Annotated in this window: 19 protein-coding genes; 5 read left to right on the forward strand and 14 right to left on the reverse strand. The window is 56.8% G+C overall.

Features of this window, described 5'->3' with window-relative positions; translation table 11 throughout:
• Positions 1-46: 46 nt before the first annotated feature.
• A complete protein-coding gene (locus ACXAG1_RS03505) occupies positions 47-3,571 on the reverse strand; it encodes an indolepyruvate ferredoxin oxidoreductase family protein (protein WP_475118938.1) in 3,525 nt (1,174 codons plus the stop codon).
• A gap of 227 nt (positions 3,572-3,798) precedes the next feature.
• Between ACXAG1_RS03505 and ACXAG1_RS03510 the strand changes: the two genes are divergently transcribed.
• Positions 3,799-4,281 (forward strand): Lrp/AsnC family transcriptional regulator, encoded by a 483-nt coding sequence (locus ACXAG1_RS03510; RefSeq protein WP_010130896.1) that lies wholly within the window; start codon positions 3,799-3,801, stop codon positions 4,279-4,281.
• Positions 4,282-4,417: 136 nt separating this feature from the next.
• Here ACXAG1_RS03510 and ACXAG1_RS03515 read toward each other — a convergent pair whose 3' ends face one another.
• From ACXAG1_RS03515 to ACXAG1_RS03535, 5 genes are all read right to left on the reverse strand, one after another.
• On the reverse strand, positions 4,418-6,640 hold the full coding sequence (locus ACXAG1_RS03515) for a M3 family metallopeptidase (RefSeq protein WP_475118939.1): 2,223 nt from the start codon (positions 6,638-6,640) through the stop codon (positions 4,418-4,420).
• 304 nt (positions 6,641-6,944) lie between these two features.
• On the reverse strand, positions 6,945-7,622 hold the full coding sequence (locus ACXAG1_RS03520) for a glutathione S-transferase family protein (RefSeq protein ID WP_475118940.1): 678 nt from the start codon (positions 7,620-7,622) through the stop codon (positions 6,945-6,947).
• A gap of 35 nt (positions 7,623-7,657) precedes the next feature.
• Complete coding sequence (locus ACXAG1_RS03525; RefSeq protein WP_475092806.1) at positions 7,658-9,070, reverse strand: class II 3-deoxy-7-phosphoheptulonate synthase; 1,413 nt, start codon at positions 9,068-9,070, stop codon at positions 7,658-7,660.
• A gap of 39 nt (positions 9,071-9,109) precedes the next feature.
• Positions 9,110-10,306: an amino acid aminotransferase gene (locus tag ACXAG1_RS03530; RefSeq protein WP_475092805.1), complete on the reverse strand. Its 1,197-nt coding sequence runs from the start codon at positions 10,304-10,306 to the stop codon at positions 9,110-9,112.
• Between the two features lie 95 nt (positions 10,307-10,401).
• Positions 10,402-10,935, reverse strand: a complete 534-nt coding sequence (locus tag ACXAG1_RS03535) for a MarR family winged helix-turn-helix transcriptional regulator (RefSeq protein ID WP_475092804.1) — start codon at positions 10,933-10,935, stop codon at positions 10,402-10,404.
• Positions 10,936-11,268: 333 nt separating this feature from the next.
• Between ACXAG1_RS03535 and maiA the strand changes: the two genes are divergently transcribed.
• Positions 11,269-11,919, forward strand: a complete 651-nt coding sequence (maiA, locus tag ACXAG1_RS03540; RefSeq protein ID WP_475092803.1) for a maleylacetoacetate isomerase — start codon at positions 11,269-11,271, stop codon at positions 11,917-11,919.
• On the opposite strand, the gene ACXAG1_RS03545 is transcribed toward maiA, so the two are convergent.
• Together ACXAG1_RS03545 and ACXAG1_RS03550 are read right to left on the reverse strand one after the other, a co-directional pair.
• On the reverse strand, positions 11,920-12,840 hold the full coding sequence (locus ACXAG1_RS03545; protein ID WP_475092802.1) for a mechanosensitive ion channel family protein: 921 nt from the start codon (positions 12,838-12,840) through the stop codon (positions 11,920-11,922).
• 81 nt (positions 12,841-12,921) lie between these two features.
• Positions 12,922-13,848, reverse strand: coding sequence for a 2OG-Fe(II) oxygenase (locus ACXAG1_RS03550; protein WP_475092801.1), 927 nt, complete (start codon positions 13,846-13,848; stop codon positions 12,922-12,924).
• A gap of 80 nt (positions 13,849-13,928) precedes the next feature.
• Between ACXAG1_RS03550 and ACXAG1_RS03555 the strand changes: the two genes are divergently transcribed.
• Positions 13,929-14,507 (forward strand): LEA/WHy family protein, encoded by a 579-nt coding sequence (locus tag ACXAG1_RS03555; protein ID WP_475092800.1) that lies wholly within the window; start codon positions 13,929-13,931, stop codon positions 14,505-14,507.
• Positions 14,508-14,556: 49 nt separating this feature from the next.
• Here ACXAG1_RS03555 and ACXAG1_RS03560 read toward each other — a convergent pair whose 3' ends face one another.
• Genes ACXAG1_RS03560 through ACXAG1_RS03570 form a run of 3 tightly spaced genes read right to left on the reverse strand, consistent with a single transcriptional unit; the run spans position 14,557 to position 16,451 of the window.
• Positions 14,557-14,994 (reverse strand): hypothetical protein, encoded by a 438-nt coding sequence (locus tag ACXAG1_RS03560; RefSeq protein ID WP_475092799.1) that lies wholly within the window; start codon positions 14,992-14,994, stop codon positions 14,557-14,559.
• Positions 14,987-15,541: a sigma-70 family RNA polymerase sigma factor gene (locus ACXAG1_RS03565; protein WP_475092798.1), complete on the reverse strand. Its 555-nt coding sequence runs from the start codon at positions 15,539-15,541 to the stop codon at positions 14,987-14,989. The genes ACXAG1_RS03560 and ACXAG1_RS03565 overlap by 8 nt, the downstream gene beginning before the upstream one ends.
• Positions 15,542-15,554: 13 nt before the next feature.
• A complete protein-coding gene (locus tag ACXAG1_RS03570; protein ID WP_475092797.1) occupies positions 15,555-16,451 on the reverse strand; it encodes a DUF6249 domain-containing protein in 897 nt (298 codons plus the stop codon).
• A 245-nt stretch (positions 16,452-16,696) separates the two neighbouring features.
• Between ACXAG1_RS03570 and ACXAG1_RS03575 the strand changes: the two genes are divergently transcribed.
• Positions 16,697-17,326 carry a DUF924 family protein gene (locus tag ACXAG1_RS03575; RefSeq protein ID WP_475092796.1) on the forward strand — a complete coding sequence of 210 codons (630 nt, stop codon included), beginning with the start codon at positions 16,697-16,699 and terminating at the stop codon, positions 17,324-17,326.
• Positions 17,327-17,483: 157 nt separating this feature from the next.
• Entirely contained in the window at positions 17,484-17,780 is a 297-nt protein-coding gene (locus tag ACXAG1_RS03580; protein WP_475092795.1) for a YebG family protein, read from the forward strand.
• 98 nt (positions 17,781-17,878) lie between these two features.
• Here the strand turns inward: ACXAG1_RS03580 and ACXAG1_RS03585 are convergent, their stop codons facing one another.
• Genes ACXAG1_RS03585 through ACXAG1_RS03595 form a run of 3 tightly spaced genes read right to left on the reverse strand, consistent with a single transcriptional unit; the run spans position 17,879 to position 20,987 of the window.
• Entirely contained in the window at positions 17,879-18,271 is a 393-nt protein-coding gene (locus ACXAG1_RS03585; protein ID WP_475092794.1) for an MAPEG family protein, read from the reverse strand.
• Positions 18,271-19,566, reverse strand: coding sequence for an amidohydrolase family protein (locus tag ACXAG1_RS03590; RefSeq protein ID WP_475118941.1), 1,296 nt, complete (start codon positions 19,564-19,566; stop codon positions 18,271-18,273). The genes ACXAG1_RS03585 and ACXAG1_RS03590 overlap by 1 nt, the downstream gene beginning before the upstream one ends.
• A complete protein-coding gene (locus ACXAG1_RS03595; RefSeq protein WP_475092792.1) occupies positions 19,566-20,987 on the reverse strand; it encodes an amidohydrolase in 1,422 nt (473 codons plus the stop codon). Before ACXAG1_RS03595 ends, ACXAG1_RS03590 begins: the two co-directional genes overlap by 1 nt.
• Between the last annotated feature and the right edge of the window lie 214 nt (positions 20,988-21,201).

The raw sequence follows: 21,201 nt of genomic DNA on the forward strand, positions 1-21,201 counted from the left end.
CAAAAAGCCCGGGCATTCCGGGCTTTTTGCGTTGTGTAGAAGTCTCTTAGCGCCGTTCGGTCAGCATATTACCAAGCCCCGCTCCAGTGTCCCGGTTTCTGAACCGGGCCCGCAGGTTGCGCCAGCGCTCGACAATCTCGTCCATTTTTTGTGCACGGATATGTCCGTAGCCACGCACTTTTTGCGGCAACGAAAGCAACTCCTCCGCCTGCGCGAGGTTTGCAACGGAGAGGCAACCAGCAACCTGCAATACAACTTCCCGTACTTCTCGCGCCCAGCGCCGCTCACCGCGGCGCTCTGCGGTATAGCCAAAAATATCGAGCGGCGTTCCACGCAATACCTTGCCTTTTGCGAGCAGTGGCAGCACTCGACCCATCCAGGAGCCCAGCGCAATCTTGCGGATTTTACCGCTGGCATTGGGGCGGGCAATCAGCGGTGGCGCCATCAGGAATTTGAGTTTGTAATCACCACTGAATGTATCCCGCAGCTGTTTCAGGAAGCTTTCGCTACTGTAAAGGCGTGCCACCTCGTATTCGTCTTTATAGGCCATTGCCTTGAAAAGACTAAGCGCAGCTGCACGCGTTACGGCTTCGCCGGCGCCAACAATACTCGATTCTGCCCGCTGTACCTTTTGCAGTGCGGTCTCGAAGTGGCGCGCATAAGACGCATTCTGGTATTCCCGCAACTCCCCGGCCAAGCGGGCAATCAGTTGCTCGGCCGTTTCCAGAGGCTCTACCATTTTCACAACCTGTGCGGGCGCCAGAATCTGATCGATGGCCCGGGGCGTTTCCGCGAGCAACCGACCCGCGCGGAAAGCACGAAGATTGTTCTCTACCGCGACACCGTTAAGGGTCACCGCGCGCTCCAGCGCTCCACGACTTACCGGCAACAAACCTTTCTGGCAGGCATAACCCAACATCATGAGATTCGCAGCAACGGTATCGCCAAACAGGGATTCCGCGTATCGATTGGCATCAAACGCGAAGTACTCGCCCGCCACAGACTGGATGCTGCCGGCAGTCGCGTCCGCAGGAAACGCCAAGTCGTTATCGCGCACGAAGGCTGCCACGGGTACTTCAGCGGTGTTCACAACTGCCTTCATCTGCCCGCTGGAAAACTTACTGCGCTGCCCCGCCGCGGTGACCATATCGCAACCCAGCAGCAGATCTGCAGCACCGTCACGAATACGTGCAGTGGTAATATCTTCCGGCGAGCGCCCCACTTTTACATGGGCCACTACCGCGCCATTTTTTTGAGAAAGACCGGTGAAGTAGAGGGTAGTACTGCCCTTATCCTCCAGGTGTGCCGCCATTCCCAATAACGCCGCAACGGTCAGCACGCCACTGCCACCAATGCCGGCCACCAGAATATTCAGCGGCTGATCCAGCTTCGGCTCCGGTGCAGGCCGCAGGTCCTGACTGGCAGTATCAATGGCTTCGGCCAGAGTGTTCAGTTCCGGCTTTTTGAGCTCACCACCTTCCACACTGACGAAGCTCGGACAGAATCCGTCAGCGCAGCGCATATCTTTGTTACAGCTGGACTGATTAACCTGGCGCTTGCGTCCAAACGACGTTTCCAGAGGCTCGACGGCGATACAGCTGGACTGCACGCTGCAATCTCCACACCCTTCACATACGCGGTGGTTGATCAACAGGCGGCGGGATGGGTCTTCCATCTGACCTTTTTTACGACGACGGCGTTTCTCCGCCGCACATACCTGCTCGTAAATAATCGCTGTAACACCCGATGTATCGCGCAGCTGCCGCTGTACATCATCCAGGGCATCGCGATGAAATATTTCCAGATCCCCGGGTAATTGTTCCCGGCGACGACGCCAGTGATCGGGATTTTCACTGACCAGGCAAACCCGCCCCACCCCTTCCGCACTCAACTGCCGTGACAGTGTCGGTACTGTAACCTCGGCATCGGTGGGTTGCCCGCCGGTCATGGCGACCGCATCGTTCAACAGGATCTTGTAAGTGATGTTGATCTTGCTCGCCACAGCCTGGCGAATGGCAAGCAAACCGGAATGGTTGTAGGTGCCATCCCCCATATTCTGGAAAATATGTTTGGCGCTGGAAAAGCGGTGCAGCCCCACCCAATGCGCGCCCTCGCCTCCCATGTGGGAATACGTATCCGTGCGCAGCCCTTTTCCCAGCGCCATGATATGGCAGCCAATGCCGGCACTCCCGGTGCTACCCTCAGGGAGCTTCGTCGATGAGTTGTGCGGACAACCCGCACAGAAAATCGGCTCCCGTGCCAGCAGTCCAGTGGCTTTTGCCGGCACCGCAGAGCCGAGTTTTTCGGCCAGCGGAATCAGTTTTTCTGCCAGTGCCGTATCCGCCAGCCAGCGAGCGATGGCTTTCGCCACATGGTCCGGACCAAAACCCCAGATCGCCGGCAGCAGGTCATTGCCAGAAATATCTTTTTTACCGACTACTTTCGGACGGCGCGCGTCATCCCACCCGTAAAAGAGGTTCTTGATCTGGTCTTCCACCAGTGGACGCTTTTCCTCCACCACCAGAATACGCTCCATCCCCTCCGCGAATTCACTCATACCGCGGGGTTCAAGTGGCCAACTCATCGCGATCTTGCGTACGGAAATACCGGCATCGAGCAAGTCCTGCTCGCAGAGGTTGAGCAGTTTCAACGCTTCCAGAAGATCACCGTGAGCCTTGCCCACGGTCACAATGCCAAAACGCTTGTTCGACGCACTTACAACGTTCTTGTCGAGACCATTGGCATAGGCGAATGCCCGCGCCGCCGGCAGCCGCTCCTCCAGCATGCGCCGCTCGTACTCCATCCGCTCTGCCGGCCAGTTGAGATGCGGGTCGTAGTTGAGCCCGTGGGCAGGAACCGGGAAGCCTTGCGGCAAAACGAACTGCGGTAACCCGGGAACCTGAATGGACGCACCCGCTTCCACGGTTTCGGTAATAGTCTTGAACCCGACCCAGAGACCGGAAAAGCGGGACAGCGCGATACCAGCCAACCCCAGAGTGAGATACTCATCGATGGTGGCGGGAAACAGTAACGGCATCATCACCGACTCAAAGATCTGGTCGGTATTGTGGGAAAACATGGAGGATTCAGCCGTGTGGTCGTCGCCACACAACGCCAGCACACCTCCGTGCCGGGAGGTGCCCTGGATATTGGCCTGGCGGAATACATCCGCACTGCGGTCTACACCGTGGCCCTTGCCGTACCAGATGGAGAAAACGCCATCGCGCGTGGCCTGCTGGCGATAGTGGTCGAGTAGCTGGGTGCCCCAGATATTGGTCGCGCCCAGGTCCTCATTGATCCCGGGTTCGAAGTGGATATCCCGGTCCGCCAGCAGCTGCTTGTGGCGCCACAGGGACTGGTCGTACCCACCGAGCGGCGAGCCCCGGTAGCCCGAGATGAAACCTGCGGTATTCAGACCCGCCTGCTCGTCGAGGCGCTTCTGCATCAGGGGAAGACGCACAAGGGCGTCTATGCCAGTGAGAAATACGCGTCCGCTATCGCGGGTAAAGGCCGCTTTGAGCGAGTATTCGCTATCAAAGCCCAGTTCCTGATCGCTTTCAACCATCGCCATCGTGGGGTACCTTCGCTTGTGCTGTCGGCTACATAGACCGCCGCGCCGGTCACACACCGGGTGGGACCGCGCCGTTTATTGTTTGCCGTAAACTATCACCGGCAATACGGGCAGGTCATACCAAAATCACTACGATTCCACCGACAGACGGCTATAAATCACCACTTCAGATGAGATTTCTGCAATAATTGGGTCCTCGAGACCAACAGAGACTATCAGGTACCACCATGGCCTATTTACTGGATGCCATTGATAAGCACATTCTGGAAATCCTTCAGGAAGATGCCACGATTCCCAACATCGAACTGGCTGAGAAAGTGTGCCTCTCTCCCTCTCCCTGCTCGCGCCGGGTGAAAAACCTCCACGAACAGGGGTTTATCAAACGGGCAGTAACCCTGTTGGAACCGGATAAAGTCGGTCTCCCAGTCAGCGTGTTTATTCAGGTGACCCTGAACCACCAGGTGAAGAAAGAGCTACAGCATTTTGAGTCGACCATCGGGCAGTGGCCGGAAGTGATGGAGTGTTACCTGATGACAGGAGACTTCGATTACCTGCTGCGGGTAGTGGTACCGAACCTCCACGCATACCAGGAGTTTCTGGACAAGAAACTGACGGAGCTGCCGGGAATTGACCACATCAAAAGTAGCTTTTCGCTGAAACAGGTACGCTACCGGACCGAACTACCACTGGATCAGCTACTGGAAAAATAGTGCCGGCTCATTACCCGCCATTCACCGGTCGGCACCTTACGACGGAAGTGAATTGAAATCGGAATGAAAGTGAAATAAAAAAGGCCGCGATGTGGGAACATCGCGGCCTTTTTCGCTTGTGATCAACTCGGCCGGATCACTCGCCGGCAGATGCCGTTGAGTCATCCTCACTACCGGGCAGCGGGAAGCCACGATCACGCATCAGCGGCTCAATCCCCGCATCGCGCCCACGGAACAGACGGTAGGCATCCGCCGGGTCAATCGCATTGCGCGGTGCAAACAAATATTTCACCAGTTTGCCGGCCACTTCTTTATCGTAAAAACCACCCTCCGCCTCCGCGAACGCTTCAGACGCGTCAGAAGTCAGCACATCAGCCCACATGTATCCGTAATAGCCTGCGGAGTATCCCTCGCCAGAGAAGATATGCCCGAAGTGCGGTGTGCGGTGACGCATAACCAGCTCAGACGGCATACCCAGCTCGCTCAGAGTCTCGCGCTCGAACTTGTCCGGATCGATCCCCTTCGGATCAGACGTGTGCAGCTTCATATCCACCAGTGCAGATGCCAGGTACTCGGTAGTCGCGAAGCCCTGATTGAAGTTGGCAGCCTTCTTGATCTTGGCAACCAGCTCCGCCGGGATCGGCTCACCGGTCTTATAGTGCACCAGGTAATTGTCGATGATCGGATCGGTGCTCAGCCAGCGTTCCAGCAGCTGCGACTGAAACTCGGTGTAGTCGCGTACACCACCGTTCAAGGTCGGGTAACTGACGTTGGACGCCAGGAAATGCAGCGCGTGGCCGAACTCATGGAAGAAGGTTTCCGCATCGTCCCAACCGACCAGCACCGGCTCCCCTGGAGCGCCCTTGATAAAGTTGGAATTGTTGGAAGCCAGTACGGTTTCCTTGCCGTCGAAGGTGGTGTGGTCGCGGTACATACTGGCCCAGGCACCAGAGCGTTTACCGGTACGCGCGAAGGGATCCAGGTACCAAAGGCCGATATGCTCACCGGAGGTCTTGTCAGTAACTTCCCAGACTTTTACGTCTTCATGGAAGACTGGCACGCTACCTTCTTTCACTGGCGAGAATTCAAAGTTGAACAACTCGCCCGCTACGTAAAACATACCTTCACGCAGTTTATCCAACTGCAGGTACTGTTTCACTTCGTCGGAATTAAGATCGTACTTCGCCGCGCGCACTTTCTCCGCATAGAAACGGTAGTCCCAGGGCGCAATCTTGATATCGGCTTTCTCCGCATCCGCGACGGCCTGCATATCCGCCACTTCTTCGTGCACACGGGCAACAGCCGCCGGCCATACCGCTTCCATCAGCTCAATGGCATTTTGCGGATTTTTCGCCATACGGTTTTGCAGGCGCCACTCGGCATAATTGTCGAAACCGAGAAGCGCAACACGCTCGTCTCGCAACTGCAGGATTTCAGCGATGATCGCATTATTATCGTGCTCGCCACCGTTGTCACCGCGGCTATAGTAGTTGGTCCAAACCTTTTCACGCAGGGCACGGTCTTCCGAGTACGTCAGGAACGGATCCATGGAGGAGCGGGTATTCTTGATCGCGTACTTGCCCTTCTGGCCTTTTTCTTCCGCCATGGAAGCAGCCGCTTTGACAAATGATTCCGGCAGGCCAGCGAGCTGATCTTCGGTCAGGAAAATATCGTAGCCTTCTTCGTCCGCCAATACGTTATTTGCAAATTTGGTATGCAGTTCAGCGAGGCGCGTATTGATTTCCGCGTAACGTTTTTTGTCAGCGCCGGACAGCGTTGCACCATTTGTCGCAAACTCATCGTAAACCAGCTCAACTACTCGCTTCTGCTCCGCGGTCAGATCAGCGGTATTGCGCGCGTCGTAAACCGCCTTCACACGCTGGAACAGTTTATCGTTCTGGATAATCTTCGAGCTGAAAGCAGAAAGCTTTGGAGCCATCTCCGCCTGCACCGCACGGAATTCCGGAGATGACATATTGCCGCTCCAGATTCCCCAATACGTGAATACGCGACTCAACTCTTTGCCGCTCCGCTCCATTTCTTCAATGGTGTTGGCAAAAGTCGGCGCTTCCGGGTTATTGGCGATCTTATCGATTTCGTCCAGGTTTTGCGCCATGCCGTATTCCAGCGCTGGCTTCAGGTCTTCCACCTTCATTTTGTCGAAGGCGGGCACACCACCATAAGGACCGCCCCACTCTGCCAGCAGCGCATTATTGCTTGCGACTTCTGACACAATTTCCGCAGAAGCAGAGACCTGCTCCGAAGGTTTCGCAGAAACCGCTTGTTCGGATTCTTTGCTGCAGCCGGCCACCGTTGCCAGCGCAGCGGCGATGGATATGGCGATCAATGTTTGACGCATCGACTCGATCCTCGTGTAAGTTGGATGGTATTCATATCGTTATTAGATTTCAGAATGGTCGAGTGTACCCCGCAGCTATATATCTATCTACGACGGCGGGACAAGCTACCAGTTTGAAGCGGCAAACCGGATACGGGACAGAACATTCCCCCACTACTGATCAACAAGGCAGGAGATTCGTTCAATTGATATCATTTTGGCAATTTGATAACGACTTATTAAGTGTATTCTTTTGTTCTAGCAATAGAGAAGGCCGGACCGGCCACTCTGAAACCTGGGGCCAGCGGCGTGGCCCCGGGGATGCTTACAACCTGCGGTCCTCGACAATATCACCGACCGCCAGTAACTCATTGTCGTGGCCGATTTCCCGCCAGGGCTCGCGGATGGCATCACGCACCCAGGCCTGCATTGGCGGCAGCTCCCGCATTCGCTCGGCATAAGCCATGGCATCCTCTCCCAGGGAAAGCTGGTAGCCGTACAGGCGGAATACCACTGGAGCGAAGAAAGCATCAACCGCGGTAAATTGCTTACCGGCCAGGAATGGGCCTCCAAAACGCTCCAAACCCTGTCGCCACAGTTCTTCGAGTCGAGCGAGGTCCTTTTTGAGGGCCTCGTCAATCTGATGCATAGACACTGTCACGCCACAATTCATGCTGCACTGATTGCGCAACGCAAAAAATCCCGCATGCATTTCCGATGCAGCGCAACGCGCCCACGCGCGCGCAGCCACATCAGCTGGCCAGACAGAAGGATTCGACTCGAACAGATACTCAGTGATCGCCAGGGAATCCCAAACGGTAATATCGCCATCGACGAGACAAGGTACCAGGCCAGTGGGGGAAAAGGCGCGAAACTTGTCCCAGCTACCGCCCTCATCAAAGGGCACCAGCACTTCCTCAAAAGGAATATCCAGCTGCGTGGCCAGCAACCAGGGTCGCAGCGACCAGGACGAATAGTTTTTATTGCCGATATAGAGCTGCATCAATCCCTCTCCCCTTTTCCGTAAAGATCACCCACTCAGACGTTTCCGTTTCGACCATCCCGCAACATTTCAGAGATACAGAACGCCAGCTCAAGGACCTGATCCGCATTCAAGCGCGGGTCACACTGAGTTCGGTAGCAGCTGGCAAGATCGGCATCCGAAATTTTCCAGGCGCCCCCGGTACATTCGGTGACATGCTGCCCGGTCATTTCCAAATGGATTCCGCCAGGGTGCGTACCCTCGGCACGGTGTACGGCGAAGAAATCGCGAATTTCCCGCAAGATATTATCGAAATTACGCGTCTTGAATCCGCTGGACGCTTTTTCGGTATTTCCGTGCATGGGATCTGTGCTCCATACAACAGAGCGCCCCTCCTTCTCCACGGCCCGCACCAGAGCGGGCAACTTCTCCCCGAGCGTATCCGCACCCATACGGGTAATCAGGGTCAGCCTGCCGGGCTCATTGTTGGGGTTCAGTCGGTCAATCAGGCGTATCAACTCGTCGGTGGCCATATTCGGCCCCACCTTCACGCCAATCGGGTTCCATACCCCGGCAAGAAACTCGACATGCGCCGCATCCAGCTGGCGAGTGCGTTCTCCAATCCACAACATGTGCGCAGAGCAGTCATACCACTTGCCGGTGAGGCTGTCTGTGCGGGTCAGTGCCTGCTCGTAATTGAGCAGCAACGCCTCGTGCGAGGTATACAGGGTAGTTTCACGGATCGCCGGGGTATTACTGGAATTCACCCCGCACACCGCCATAAACTCCAGGGCATCCTGCAGGCGCTCAGCCAGTTGCAGGTAGCGATCGCGTTGCGGATTGTTTTCCAGATAGCTCAGGTTCCAGGCGTGTACCTGATGCAGGTCCGCCAATCCACCCTGGGCAAAGGCGCGCAACAAATTGAGGGTGGCAGCGGACTGGTTGTAGGCCGTCAGCATCCGCTGTGGATCCGGTACCCGCGCCTGCTCGGTGAAGTCGATACCATTGATGATATCGCCGCGATAACTGGGCAGCTCGATCCCGCCTACGGTTTCCGTATCCGCAGAGCGGGGCTTCGCATACTGCCCTGCCATTCGTGCGACTTTGACCACCGGAAGGTTACCAGCAAAAGTCAGCACAACCGCCATCTGCAGTAACACTTTAAAGGTATCGCGGATGCGATTGGCATTGAAGTCCGCAAAGGATTCAGCACAGTCGCCGCCCTGCAGCAAAAACGCCTTGCCTTCCGCCACATCCGCCAGCTGCCGGCGAAGCTCCCGAGCTTCTTCCGCAAACACCAACGGCGGATACCCCGCCAGTTGAGCCTCCACCGACTGCACATCACGGTCCGATCGATACGTTGGCTGCTGGTGCGCAGTACGCTTGCGCCAGCTGGCTGGATCCCAGGGCTTTACCAATGATTCAGGTTCGCGCTGCTCGGTCACGGTGGTTTCTACCTCAACTTCCATTTACGGCTAACTCTTCAAACAATGTATTCAGACAATGACTCAGGACTCTAGAACTTCAGCAACAGATTCACAGAAGTACGCCATATTACTCTGGCTCAAGCCCGCGATACTGATGCGACTGGAATCTACCATATAGATGGAATAGTCCTGTTGCAGTTTCTGCACCTGCTCCGGTGTAATCCCCAAAAATGAGAACATGCCCTTCTGCTGCTGGATAAAATGGAAGTCACCCACCGCACCGGCTTTTTCCAGGCTATCGACCAGACCGGAGCGCAGGCTGTTGATGCGCTCACGCATTTCGGTGAGTTCCGCCTCCCAATTCGCCCGCAGACCGGCGTCGGTGAGAATCGCTTCCACTATGGCACCACCGTGATTCGGCGGCATGGAATAATTGCCGCGCACCACATTCAATAACTGGCTCTGTCCGCGGTCTGCCGCATCAGCATCGCGATAGATCGCCATCGCCATACCCACACGCTCTCGATACAGGCCAAAGTTTTTCGAGCAGGAAGCGGCCACCAGCATTTCCGGTACGGATTCGGCCATCAGCCTCAATCCGTACGCATCAGCATCCAGGCTGTCACCGAAGCCCTGATAGGCCATATCGATAAACGGTGTGAAACCCTGTTTCTGGGCCATTTCAGCCAGCACTTTCCACTGTTCTCGGCTCAGATCTGCACCGCAGGGGTTGTGACAGCAAGCGTGCAACAGGACCAGCTCGCCCTCTCCTACCTGCTTCAGAGTTTCCACCATCTCATCGAACTTGAGACTGCTGGTAGCGCGGTCGTAATAGGGGTAGCTCTTGATCTGCAGCCCAGCATTACCCAGTAGTGGAACGTGGTTGGCCCAGGTTGGATCACTCACCCAGATAGTGGCGTGTTCCTTGGCACGATTCGCAAATTCTGCCAGGACACGCAATGCGCCACAGCCGCCGGGAGTTTGCGCGGAGCGTACGCGATTTCCCACCAAAGCCGGATGGCCGGCGCCCAATACCAGCTCCTGCATAGCCGTGTTAAAACCCGCGGTGCCAGCAGGGCCGACATAGGCCTTGGTTTCCTCGCTGCGCAGCAGGCGGGTTTCCGCCTCTTTCACCGCCTGCAGCACGGGGGTATGCCCCGCTTCGTCTTTATAAACACCCACCCCCAAGTCGATCTTGCGGGGGTTGTCATCGGCGCGGTAAGTGGCCAGCAGGCCGAGAATGGGGTCCGCAGGCAGGCTGCTCAGGTGGTCAAACATGGTCACTCCTGAAAATTCTGGGCGGCGTGCGCGCAAAAGCACACCGACAAGTCGATTCGATTAAATGAATGTAAGAATGGCAGAAGAAAAGCAGATCAGTCGATCAGGCCGCGGTTCGCCCAGTCCTGCGCACGCGCCATCAGCTTTTCAATGATACTGTCGAGCTGGTTGCGCTCATCCGCAGAGAGCGAACCCATCAGGTCGTTTTCATACTGCTGTGCCAGAGGTACGATGCGCTCGTATACGTCGCGCCCCAGTTCGGACAGGTTGAGCACCTGGCGACGACGATCCGCGAGATCTTCACTGCGAGTGATGTAGTCATTCTTGATCAGAATGGACACCGCTCGACTGATCGCCACCTTATCCATCGCTGTCTGCTCCACGAGATCGGCAGCAGATAGATTCGGAAAACGACCGAGAATCGCCATCACCCGCCAGGCTGGAATAGTGAGGTCAAAGCGCGCACTGTACGCGTCCGCGATGGCATTGCTCACCCGGTTGGACAGAACCGACAAACGATATGGCAGGAATTTTTCCAACCGTAGATCGTCTGGACGCACGGCGTCGATGGGATCACTAAATGCCCCAGGTTCGCTGTGAGTTTCGCTGTTGGTGGTGTCGTTTGTCATCGCGGTTTTTGTACCTGCTAGGAATCCGGTTGTACCAAATATCAAATGTAACTAAGATTGGTTTCAATTGTAACCACTGCCGCAGGATTTTTTTGGCAGGGTGCTGCCGCTGACGGGAAGAACGGCGCGACAGGCAACTCTCCAGCCAATCGGGCACGTTTGTACAGCATTGAAAGAAATTGGCCGCGTATTATACGGCGTTTCACGCCATTTTTGTCAGCCTTTCACTAAGTTTACGCAAACTGTTTGCGTGGATACCGGTACTCCCCATCCCGCGGCAGTTAACCCATTGCCCCAAACCCACTCCCTGCCATTTGTAGAGGAACCCCTGATATGGAGCTTCACGGATACTTCCGCTCTTCCGCCAGTTACCGGGTACGTATCGCCCTGAACCTGAAAGGCCTCGATTTTCAGTACCATCCGGTTAATCTGCTCAAGGGCGAACAAATAGAAGCGCCACACCGGAAGCTGAATCCCCAGGGCCTGGTACCGGCACTGATGACAGACGACAGCGAGGTACTGACCCAGTCCCTCGCGATTCTGGAGTGGCTGGACGAGCAGCATCCAGAACCTGCCCTGCTACCTACCGGCGCAACCGCGCGCGCCCGCGTCCGTGCCCTCGCCTACAACGTGGCCTGCGACATACAGCCCATTCAGAATCTGCGAGTACTCAAATACCTGCAATCTGAACTAGGTGCATCGGATGAGCAGAAGGTCGAATGGGTTCGTCACTGGATAGGACTGGGGTTTGAAGCGCTTGAGGTTCAGCTCGCCGAGCAGCTGAATGCCTGCGGTACCGACTTTGCCGGCGGTGAGGCCCCGGGGCTATTTGAGTGCTGCCTGGTGCCGCAAATCTATAATGCCGAGCGCTTCGGTGTTCCGGTAAGCGACTACCCGACAATTGCTGGTATCAATAAAGCCTGCGCCGCACTCCCCGCCTTCGAGAGCGCCCGCCCGGAGAATCAGCCGGACAGCACGCTCTGATCAGCTGCCCCCCGGCACCGACGGAGCCTCATCAATGGACAGAGGCTCCTTGAACGTCAGCGTGCGGTAGGGGAACGGAATCTCCATACCCGCCGCATCCAGCGCCTTTTTGACAGCCGCCACCACCTGACCGCGGGATTTGCGCTCCTCTAGGGGTGTGGAGCCCGCCCACCAGGTAACCTCGATATTGATGCTGCTATCACCAAACTCGTGCGGGAACACCTGAACCGGGTCGTCGTCCCGGACCAGATCACAGGCGAGCACAGCCTCTTCAATCACGTCCACCGCAGCATCCACATCCACGCCATACGCCACCCCCACCGTGATGGTAAAACGTCGCTTGCTGCGGTCGGTCAGAATTTCACAGGGGTTTTTGAACAGAAACAGGTTCGGCACAATCACCAGCTCTCCGGTAGTACGACGGATTGTGGTATTACGCACCTCTACCGCTTCTACACGACCGGATACGTTTTCACATTTGATGACATCGCCCGCCTCGAATGGAAAACGCCACAAGATGAGGATGCCGGCGAAGAAATTCTCAAAAATATCCTTGAACGCCAACCCGACCGCCACTGACAGCAACCCCAACCCACCCAGGGCCTTGGCCGGCGTAAGCCCCGGGAACAGCACCATGGCGGTAAACAGGAGCCCGATCACCCAGATGAAGATTCGTAGCAGACGGACCAACAGATCCTGCAGGGAGGGGCGTCGGGTAGTCTTTTTGGCAAAGCGCCGGGCAAACTTTCCTGCAACTGTGGCAATCAGCCAGGTCAACAGCAACATCAATACGCTGGCGGCGAAAAACGGGATGTGCCCAAGAAACCCGTGCCAGATATTCAGCAAAGATTCGGAAACCGTGTCGATGACATCGGTAAAAGAGGAAGGTGCCACCCTGGCAAGCTCCAGAGATTCAGCCAACTCCTTGGCTTTCTCCGGATCCACCGGCGGACTTTGGACTGACGACGTGCTCGAGAACCGGGGGAACATCACCCTGCCCTGTCAGGAGGCGCCGGGCGTATATTCCCGCATACGCAGCCACTTGGTGGCAATCCACTTTTCGCCGGCGAGGACCGGACTGCCTCCGTGGAGCGTCTGATAATCGAGATCACCCGAATCACTGGTGTAAGAAAAGAATAGTGCCGCGCCCTTTTGTGGCAGTACATCCAGACCCAGCCGGGGAAATACCGTCGAGCCACCGGATGCCACATCATTCAAGTACATGATCAGGGTGCCGACCCGCTGGCCGCCTGAGCAAAGAACCCCATGATTCCCCGGTTTTTCCGGATTGAAGAAGTCGTAATGGGGCCGATATTCCGCACCCACCTGGTAATTCAGTATCTGCAGCGGTTCTCCGCGGTCTTCCGAGACACAGAGAAGTCGCGCAATCCGCGCTTCAATCGCCGTAATCAACGGTGTTTCGCCGCGACTGAAATAGGTGCCCGAGCTGGTTCGGGTATTCCTGAGGTCAAAGGAGCCGCGGTCAGAGTTCACCACTCGGGAGGGTTGCAGGTTGGGCCTGGACATATCGACCAACGCATCGCATTCATCATCGGACAGGAGGTTCGTGAACAGGACTATATTGGGCTTTTTCATGGCAAAGCGAACTTCCACCTGGCGGTCTTCCAGGTCAATCTGGTTACCGTCGGCGGTAAATGCATGGAAGCGTGCATCGCGTTCACTGGTTTGCGCTGCTATCCAGGGCGCGGAAGTGTCCCTGGTATGGGATTTTCCGACCTGGGTGAGCGTTGCGCTGGCATGGCGGAGGCCAACCCCGTGGTCGAGAATACACTGCTCTACCGCCTGGGATATGCCTGGCTGATAGCCGGCTTTCAGCAGGGCGTCCACCATCACAGAAAGGTGCTGCCCACTTTTCACCGCATCGCGAATCCACTGCTGTAGTTCTGGTTGAAGCTCTGCAAACTCCATTGGCTATCCTTGCCCGTCCAAACGACCACAAGAGTATAGCCCTGAGCCTACCAGATGGTTAGGCTAGCGGTAGTGGAATTATGGGATTTCTCAAGGAGTACGCATTGAATACGGTCACCGGCACAAGAAGTTTTCAGGCACTGGCGCGTCCGCTCGGATGGGTCACAAGCAAGCTCGCCAGACGGAAGACAGCCCTGCGGTTGTTGCCACTTCTGTTGCTGCTGGGGTTCGTACAGGGGTGCGCATCCCTTTCACCGAATTTCGAAAAGCCGGATGTTCAGGTCACCGCGGTAGAGCCGCTACCGAACAACCACAGCGGCGACCTGCGCTTTCGCATTCACCTGCGGGTCTTCAACCCGAATGACAGCGCCCTGGCCCTTTCCGGACTGTACTACACGCTTAAGCTCGCGGGACACAAAGTGATAACGGGCACCTCGAATAATCTGCCGGTGATTCCGGCCTACGGCCAGGATGCCATTGTGGTAGACGCCTCAGCCAACCTGATGGGCTCGATCATGGCCATGACAGAGCTGGTTCGGCTGCAGGGGGATACCGTACCCTATGAACTGGAGGCAAAGTTAGGATTGCAGAAGTCGATCCTGCCAGCGATACGGGTCTCCAAGCGCGGAGAATTGCGCCTGGGCCAGTATCAGAACTGAATACGTTCAGAAGTGAAGATGTAGAATTGCTAAATTGATTGCCCGCCAATCAGCGGCGGGCTGCCATGATGCCGCCGGTCATCGCCACCAGCGATCCCAGCATACCCAGTCCAACCAGGCTGTACAGACTGATACTCTGCTCCGCCGCAGCCACCAGCACTTCCCGCAGCGGGAATTGCCAGCAGACAATCGCCGAAGCCATTACGACCGCCGCATACTGGTAACGGGTGGCGCGGCGCTCAGCGCGCTTGGCCGGCACCGGCGGCAAATCCGCCATTACCCGCTCGCAGAAGCCGTCGTCGTCCAGGTGCGGCTCGCTGAACTGCAGCTGCTGAGAAAGCCAGGTGTCGAAATCTGGCTCGCCGTCGCCCATGGGCCCGGCGGCGTGCACAACACCGTTTTTGATGACCATACCTTCCGATCCACCCCACTCTTGCTGGGGATTACCGTTTTGCGAATCTGCGGACTGTTTGTCGAAATCAGCCACTGACTACCTCCTCCCGCCAGGCCTGAAGCAGAGACTGCAACTTGGCCCGCGCGCGGTTAACGTGGGATTTTACCGTGCCCAGCGGCAGTTTCATAATGCTTGCCGCCTCTTCGTGTGAAAAGCCGCGCTGCATGCACAGATGCACCGCCTGCCTTTGGGCATCACTCAATTCCCCCATAGCCGAATTCAAGTCCCTGGCCATACCCAGTTGTTGCGCTTCTTCGACGCTTTCCTGGGACTGGGCATTGTCCACCGCCTCCTGGTCTACCACCGGGGCGTTTTTGCGCTTGTGACTCATGACCAGATTGTAGGCAATACGGTACAGCCAGGTGCTGAAGCGCGCATCCCCACGAAACGCGGGCAGCGCCTTATAGGCCTTGATAAAGGCCTCCTGCGCCATATCGTCCGCAAGACCCTGGTCGCCATCGCACAGCTGACGGAGCGAGAATCGCAGCTGTGACTGATAGCGACGAACCAGCTGGGCATACGCCCGCTGGTCCCCGTCTTCGACGACGCGCCTGATCAGATCCCCATCATCGAGGTTCATTTATTGGTTGCCCTTAACCCGCTTGTTTTTGGTCGTGCTTCCAGTTGACGTAGCGGGCGATCCCGATAAACAGGGGTATCAGGCCAAGGCTACCCACATCCACACCGGTGGAAATGGAAAGCCAGATAAACACAGCAGCACCAATGGCGATCAGGGTGACTCCTCGATCCTTGGAGGTATTGGTACCCTCCCGGTCCATCGCATCCAGCAGCTCAGGTGGGATATCCCGGCCTTCAGACACCATGCGATTGATGTTCTCCATCAACAACTGCTTCTTGCGATAGTTGTTACGAGTCACCATCCAGACAATCAGGATCGGCGTGCCGAATACCGCGAGAATTGCCACAATGCCGATCAACCAGTCCATGTCCGGACCTCCCCGGCGCTGCTCTTTAATCTTTTCTTCGTGAACTGCATAGGCGTGCTCGTGCATACGCTCCGCATGCTCCCGAGCCCGTTCCGCCCGCTCACGGATGCGCTCGGCACGCTCCACGTCAGCTTTGATACCGATGCTGATATTGCGCGGTACAGAATCCAGCGCCTGCTCAACCACCAGGCCTTTCTCGTCCAGAATGCCTTTTTCTTCCAGCTTCTCGTAGATACGCTGGGTCACCTTGCCACCGAAGGCTTCGCCAAGGTCAATCTCAACATCCGCGTTTTCGCCATTCTCGTCGCGGGTATGGATACGCAGGGTGCCATCTTCCTGGCGCAGGATACGCACCTGTTTAGTGGCTTCCTTTTCAACCGGCTTTGGCGCGACTACCGGGGCTGGCGGTACCGGCGGCTTGGGTGCCACGGTATCTTCCTCCTGGGCCAGCAGGCTGCCCGATGCGACCATACCCAGTGCGGCCACCAGGGCCAGCGCCCAGGTATTCAGTGGGCCGCGTTGCTTGATTTCATTCGCTCTCATTGGTGTTATCTCGCTCTTACTGATCTGAGGCAAAGCAGGGAAATGCCCCGGCCAACCCCGCCCGGCGATGGTGATAGATAGACGAACGACCTACCCCAACCATCTATGGCGCCAGATTGTACCTTTTTTAGGCAGTTGATATCAGGCTTTGGGAATCCCGATGCCTGCTTTTACCCTTCCCCTGATGGACGTCGACAGCAAGCACTTTGGATGCAATCCACACAAAATATTTGAAGGAGCAAGCTATGAGCCCCGAAACGGTCACGCCTGCAGAGGTACTCGAATTCTGGTTTGGCACCACAAACCTGAACGCAAACCCGGCGGAGGACCTGCGCGCACGCTGGTTTCAGCGCAGTGACCAGTTTGACGAGGAGATTCGCAGCCGCTTCGCCACCAGTGTCGACCGGGCGATTTCCGGGCATCTGGACACCTGGCGGAACGCACAGGGCGGACAGTTGGGTTTGATCCTGCTGTGCGACCAGTTCAGCCGGAATATCTATCGCGGGTCAGCCAAGGCGTTTGCCGGTGATGCGCTGGCGCTGGACATCGCTCAAAGCATGGTCCGCGACAACACCCACAAGCACCTGGGTCTCCACCAGCGCGCGTTTGCGGGCATGCCACTCGAGCACTCTGAGCTCGCAGAGGTTCAGGACCAGTCGGTGGCCTATTTCGACCAGCTGCAACGGGATTTTGCACCGGATATCGCCGGCGTCACGACCGAGGAAGCCGAGGCGGCGGCGGGCTACCACCGGTTTGCCGTCGCCCACCAGAAGGTCATTCGGGAATTCGGGCGGTATCCACACCGCAACCAGGCACTTGGCAGAGAGTCCACCCCGGCGGAACAGGAGTGGCTCGACAATGGTGGCGGCTTCTAGCCTCCCCCTCCTCAGCTAGCCCTAACCGGCCCTCAGCGCGTACACTGGCGCGGAATGTGGTGTTTTTGCAGTTGACACTGAATATCCATACAGATACTGTACATCCATCCACATCAACAACACATAACCACAATACCAAGACCTCAGGAGGCCCAATATGGCGGTAGTAGCCGTTTGGAAATGCGATAGAGACGGAGCCATGTTCGATAACAAGAAAGATGCCGAAGAACACGACAAGATGCTGGAACTCGCTGCCAACATCACCGCTCTGATCGAGCGCAATATTGAGGGCGTTTCAGAAGAAGCCAGCGAAGAAATTGGCCTGATGCTGGCCAAGCGCCGCGAAGTCCTGGCCAAGGCCTGTAAAGGCAAGCCGGAAGAACTGCTCGCCGCCGAAGAGCAGGACGAGCAGTCCAGCGATGAAAACGTCACACCGCTGGCGGCAAATCAGTAATCCCCCCTGGATACCAATATTCTGGTTTCCATCCCTGTACTATGCCCGGCTTGCCGGGCTTTTTTTTGCCTGCAAGCCGGCCTTAAGCTCAAGCGGGATCAGAAGACTGACGCGATATCGATCACCGCCAGAATGATGATCACCAACCAGGTCAGCGAAGTGCCGATAAAACGCCCCGGGTGATAGCCACCTTTTCCACCAATCAGGCCGATCGCGTGCAGAATCCGCGCAAAAACCAGTGCGCCACCAAGACAGTGCAACCACACAGCGGAAACCCCGTTGATCTCCGCTACCAGCAACAGGATAAGCGCCAGGGGAATGTACTCAATCGCGTTGGCGTGAGCCCGGACTAACACCGCCCCCTCTTTATCGCCACCGGTGCCGATACCGACCTTTTTGCCACGGCGGAACTTCACCACGTTAAACGCCAGCGCAATCACCAGTAATGCACACAGTCCGCCATAGAGCGCGGTAATTTCTACACTAATCATCAGTTTTTATATCCATGTCCGGTACCCGCTTTGGGGTGTAAGTAACGATCCCGCAACCGCGTGGAACGATTGACGAGAGACTGGGGTTTGCCATCGATCAGCACCAGTTCGGCAAAGCTTGTGACTTCCAGGGGATCACCACTCCACAGCACCAGTTCCGCAACACCACCCGGGGCTAACACACCCCCATCGAGGCCAAAAATCGTGGCAACATTGGCACTTACCGCGCGTACCCCCTCTTCAAACGGCAAGCCGTAGGCAACCGCGTTACCTGCCGCTTGCCGCGACAGGTAGCTGTTGTGAGAACCCGCGTATCCAGGGCCACTAATCGCAACGGTGACGCCAGCCTTGTGCAGAAGCGCGGCATTATCCATCCGCGCGCCCAGCTTCTCAAAGGCATCCGGCGTATTGCCCAACACATCCACCACCACCGGAACGCGGGCCCCGGCCAGCTGACCAGCGACCATCCACCCTTCTGCGCCACCGATAATAATTGGCCGAATCTGGAATTTATTCGCCAGCGCCAGAACCTGCAGTATGTCACTGGCGCGGTCCGCGCTGATCAGCAGGGGCTGCTCGCCACGCAGCACCGGCTGCAGTGCCTCCAGGTCGTCCATTGCGAAGTCGAGCTCGCGCCATTGCCCACGGCGCACCTGATCGCGATTATCTGAATACTCTTTTGCCTGCTCCAGTGCGCTCTCCAGCTGAGCGTAGGCCATTGCCCGGCTGCCGCCGGACAACTGTGCCCCGTACTCGCCAAAGTACACCTTTTGCACCAGGTTCTGATCTGTCACGCTATCGAAATCGCCGGTGAGCTTGATGGCAAAACCCTGTCCGGCAAAGATTCTGTCCTCACTCGATGGCAGCACTACGGCGCGCGTCAGGCCACCGGCGCGGTTGAACGGGATCAATGTGGAATGAGGATTGAACGCGACCAGCGGATTAAAGGCAGCCCCAATGGACTGTTCGGTAGCAGCACCATCGTTGGTCGAAGCGGCCGCGCCGATTTCGGTCAGTCCCAGCTCACTGCTGGGCGCGATCAACCCCGGCGTGACCACCTTTCCCCGGCCATCGATAATCAGGTCAGCGGTGATATCGCCGAGGTCGTCAGCAACCTGCACAATCTTGCCGTCACGAACCAGCAGATCACCATTCTCGAGGGTTCCCTGATCACCGAGGGTCACAATTCGGGCATCCTTGATCAGGATACTTTCACTGTGCACAGCAACCGCAAACCCGAGCAGGGAAAACAGGGTGATTTTTACCCCGGCTTTGAGCGTATTCGAAATTCCCATTAGCGCTCTCCTCCGTCCGGCAGGCGTTCGCCGTCTGCGTTCAGAATACCCAATTCAAAATCGCTGTGCGGTTGCCGCTCGGGGTTACTGCGGTCAAACATCAGCACGCCATCGATAAACACCTGCTCCGCCTTGGCGTAGACACTGAAAGGGTCTGCAGACCACACTACCACATCCGCCATCTTGCCCTTTTCCAGGGTTCCCGTGACCTCCTCAATGCCCAGCGCGCGCGCCGGGTTGCGGGTCATCCAGGTAACGGCGTGGCGAGGTTGAATTTCAAAGCCCGCCCTTTGACCTGCCACCATCGCTTTTGCGGTTTCTTCATTAAGATGCTGAATACCCACCGCAGAATCCGAGTGAATCATGGCACAGGCCTTGGCCTGGTCGACGATGGCGATATTCGCCTCCGTCATGTCAAACGCTTCGTGTTTGAACCCCCACCAGTCTGCCCACATGGCTGCACACACATTGTTTTCGGCCAGAAGGTCGGCCACTTTGTAGGCCTCCACCGCATGGTGGAAAGTGGAGATCTTGAAGTCAAACTCGCGCGCGATGTCCATCATGATGGCCATTTCTTCACCCCGGTAGCAGTGGTTATGCACCAGGATCTCACCGTTTAGCACACCGGCAAGGGTTTCCATTTTCAGATCCCGGTCCGGTGCATCACCACCATTACTGTGGTAGTTCTCCCACTTCTTTTTGTAGGCGCTAGCGTCGATCCATGCCTGCCGATAACCGGCGACATTACCCATTCTCGTGGATGGCAAGCTGCCCTTGCCGCCGTACACACGCTTGGGGTTTTCCCCACAGGCCATTTTCAGGCCGTAGGGAGCGCCGGGAAATTTCATGTCCTGCACACTGCGCCCGGGTACGTTTTTAAGTGTCACACCACGGCCGCCAAACAGATTGGCAGAGCCCGGGAGGATTTGCAGTGTGGTCACCCCGCCCGCCAGGGCCAGCGCGAACTGTGGGTCCTGGGTCCAAACGGAATGTTCTGCCCATACTTGCGCTGTATTGGGTGCGGTCATTTCATTGCCGTCCTGAGAGGACTCAATCGAGGGCGCCGGGTAATCTCCCAGGTGGGAATGCACATCGATGATACCGGGCGTCACCCACTTGCCTGCGCCCTCCACGACCAGGCCCTTCTTCGGGGCCTTCAGCTTTTCGCCAACCGCCGCAATCTTGCCGTCCTTGAGAAGCACATCCGCACTGAGCAACTTTTCGCCGGTGCCGGTCAAAACCGTCGCCCCGCGAATCAGTACGGGCGCCGCCTTATCTGCCGAATAGGTGCTGGGAAAGTCCCCCTGACGGGCGAAATCCGGGCTGTCAGAGCTTTTTTCCTTGTCTCCGCCACAGCCGGTTAGCGCGGCAACCACTACTGCGCCACCGATCGCCACTGTCAGGCGATGCCATCGCTGCACCGATCTTGTTACCGATCCCCATAATAAGCGCATGCCCTTTCCTACCCCCTGATCTGTTGTTAGGAAACTATTATCAAATTTCTCACAGCCCCATCGGATTCAACAACAATGTGATGCTGGCAGCAACCGGAGATTCCACCGCGATCGGAATTGTCCGTTTACTAGACAATTCTGTTGAGCCGTGTTGCAATCGAAAAACGTTCCCAGGTTCCAG

The organism is Microbulbifer sp. ABE4_465 (genome assembly GCF_056160765.1).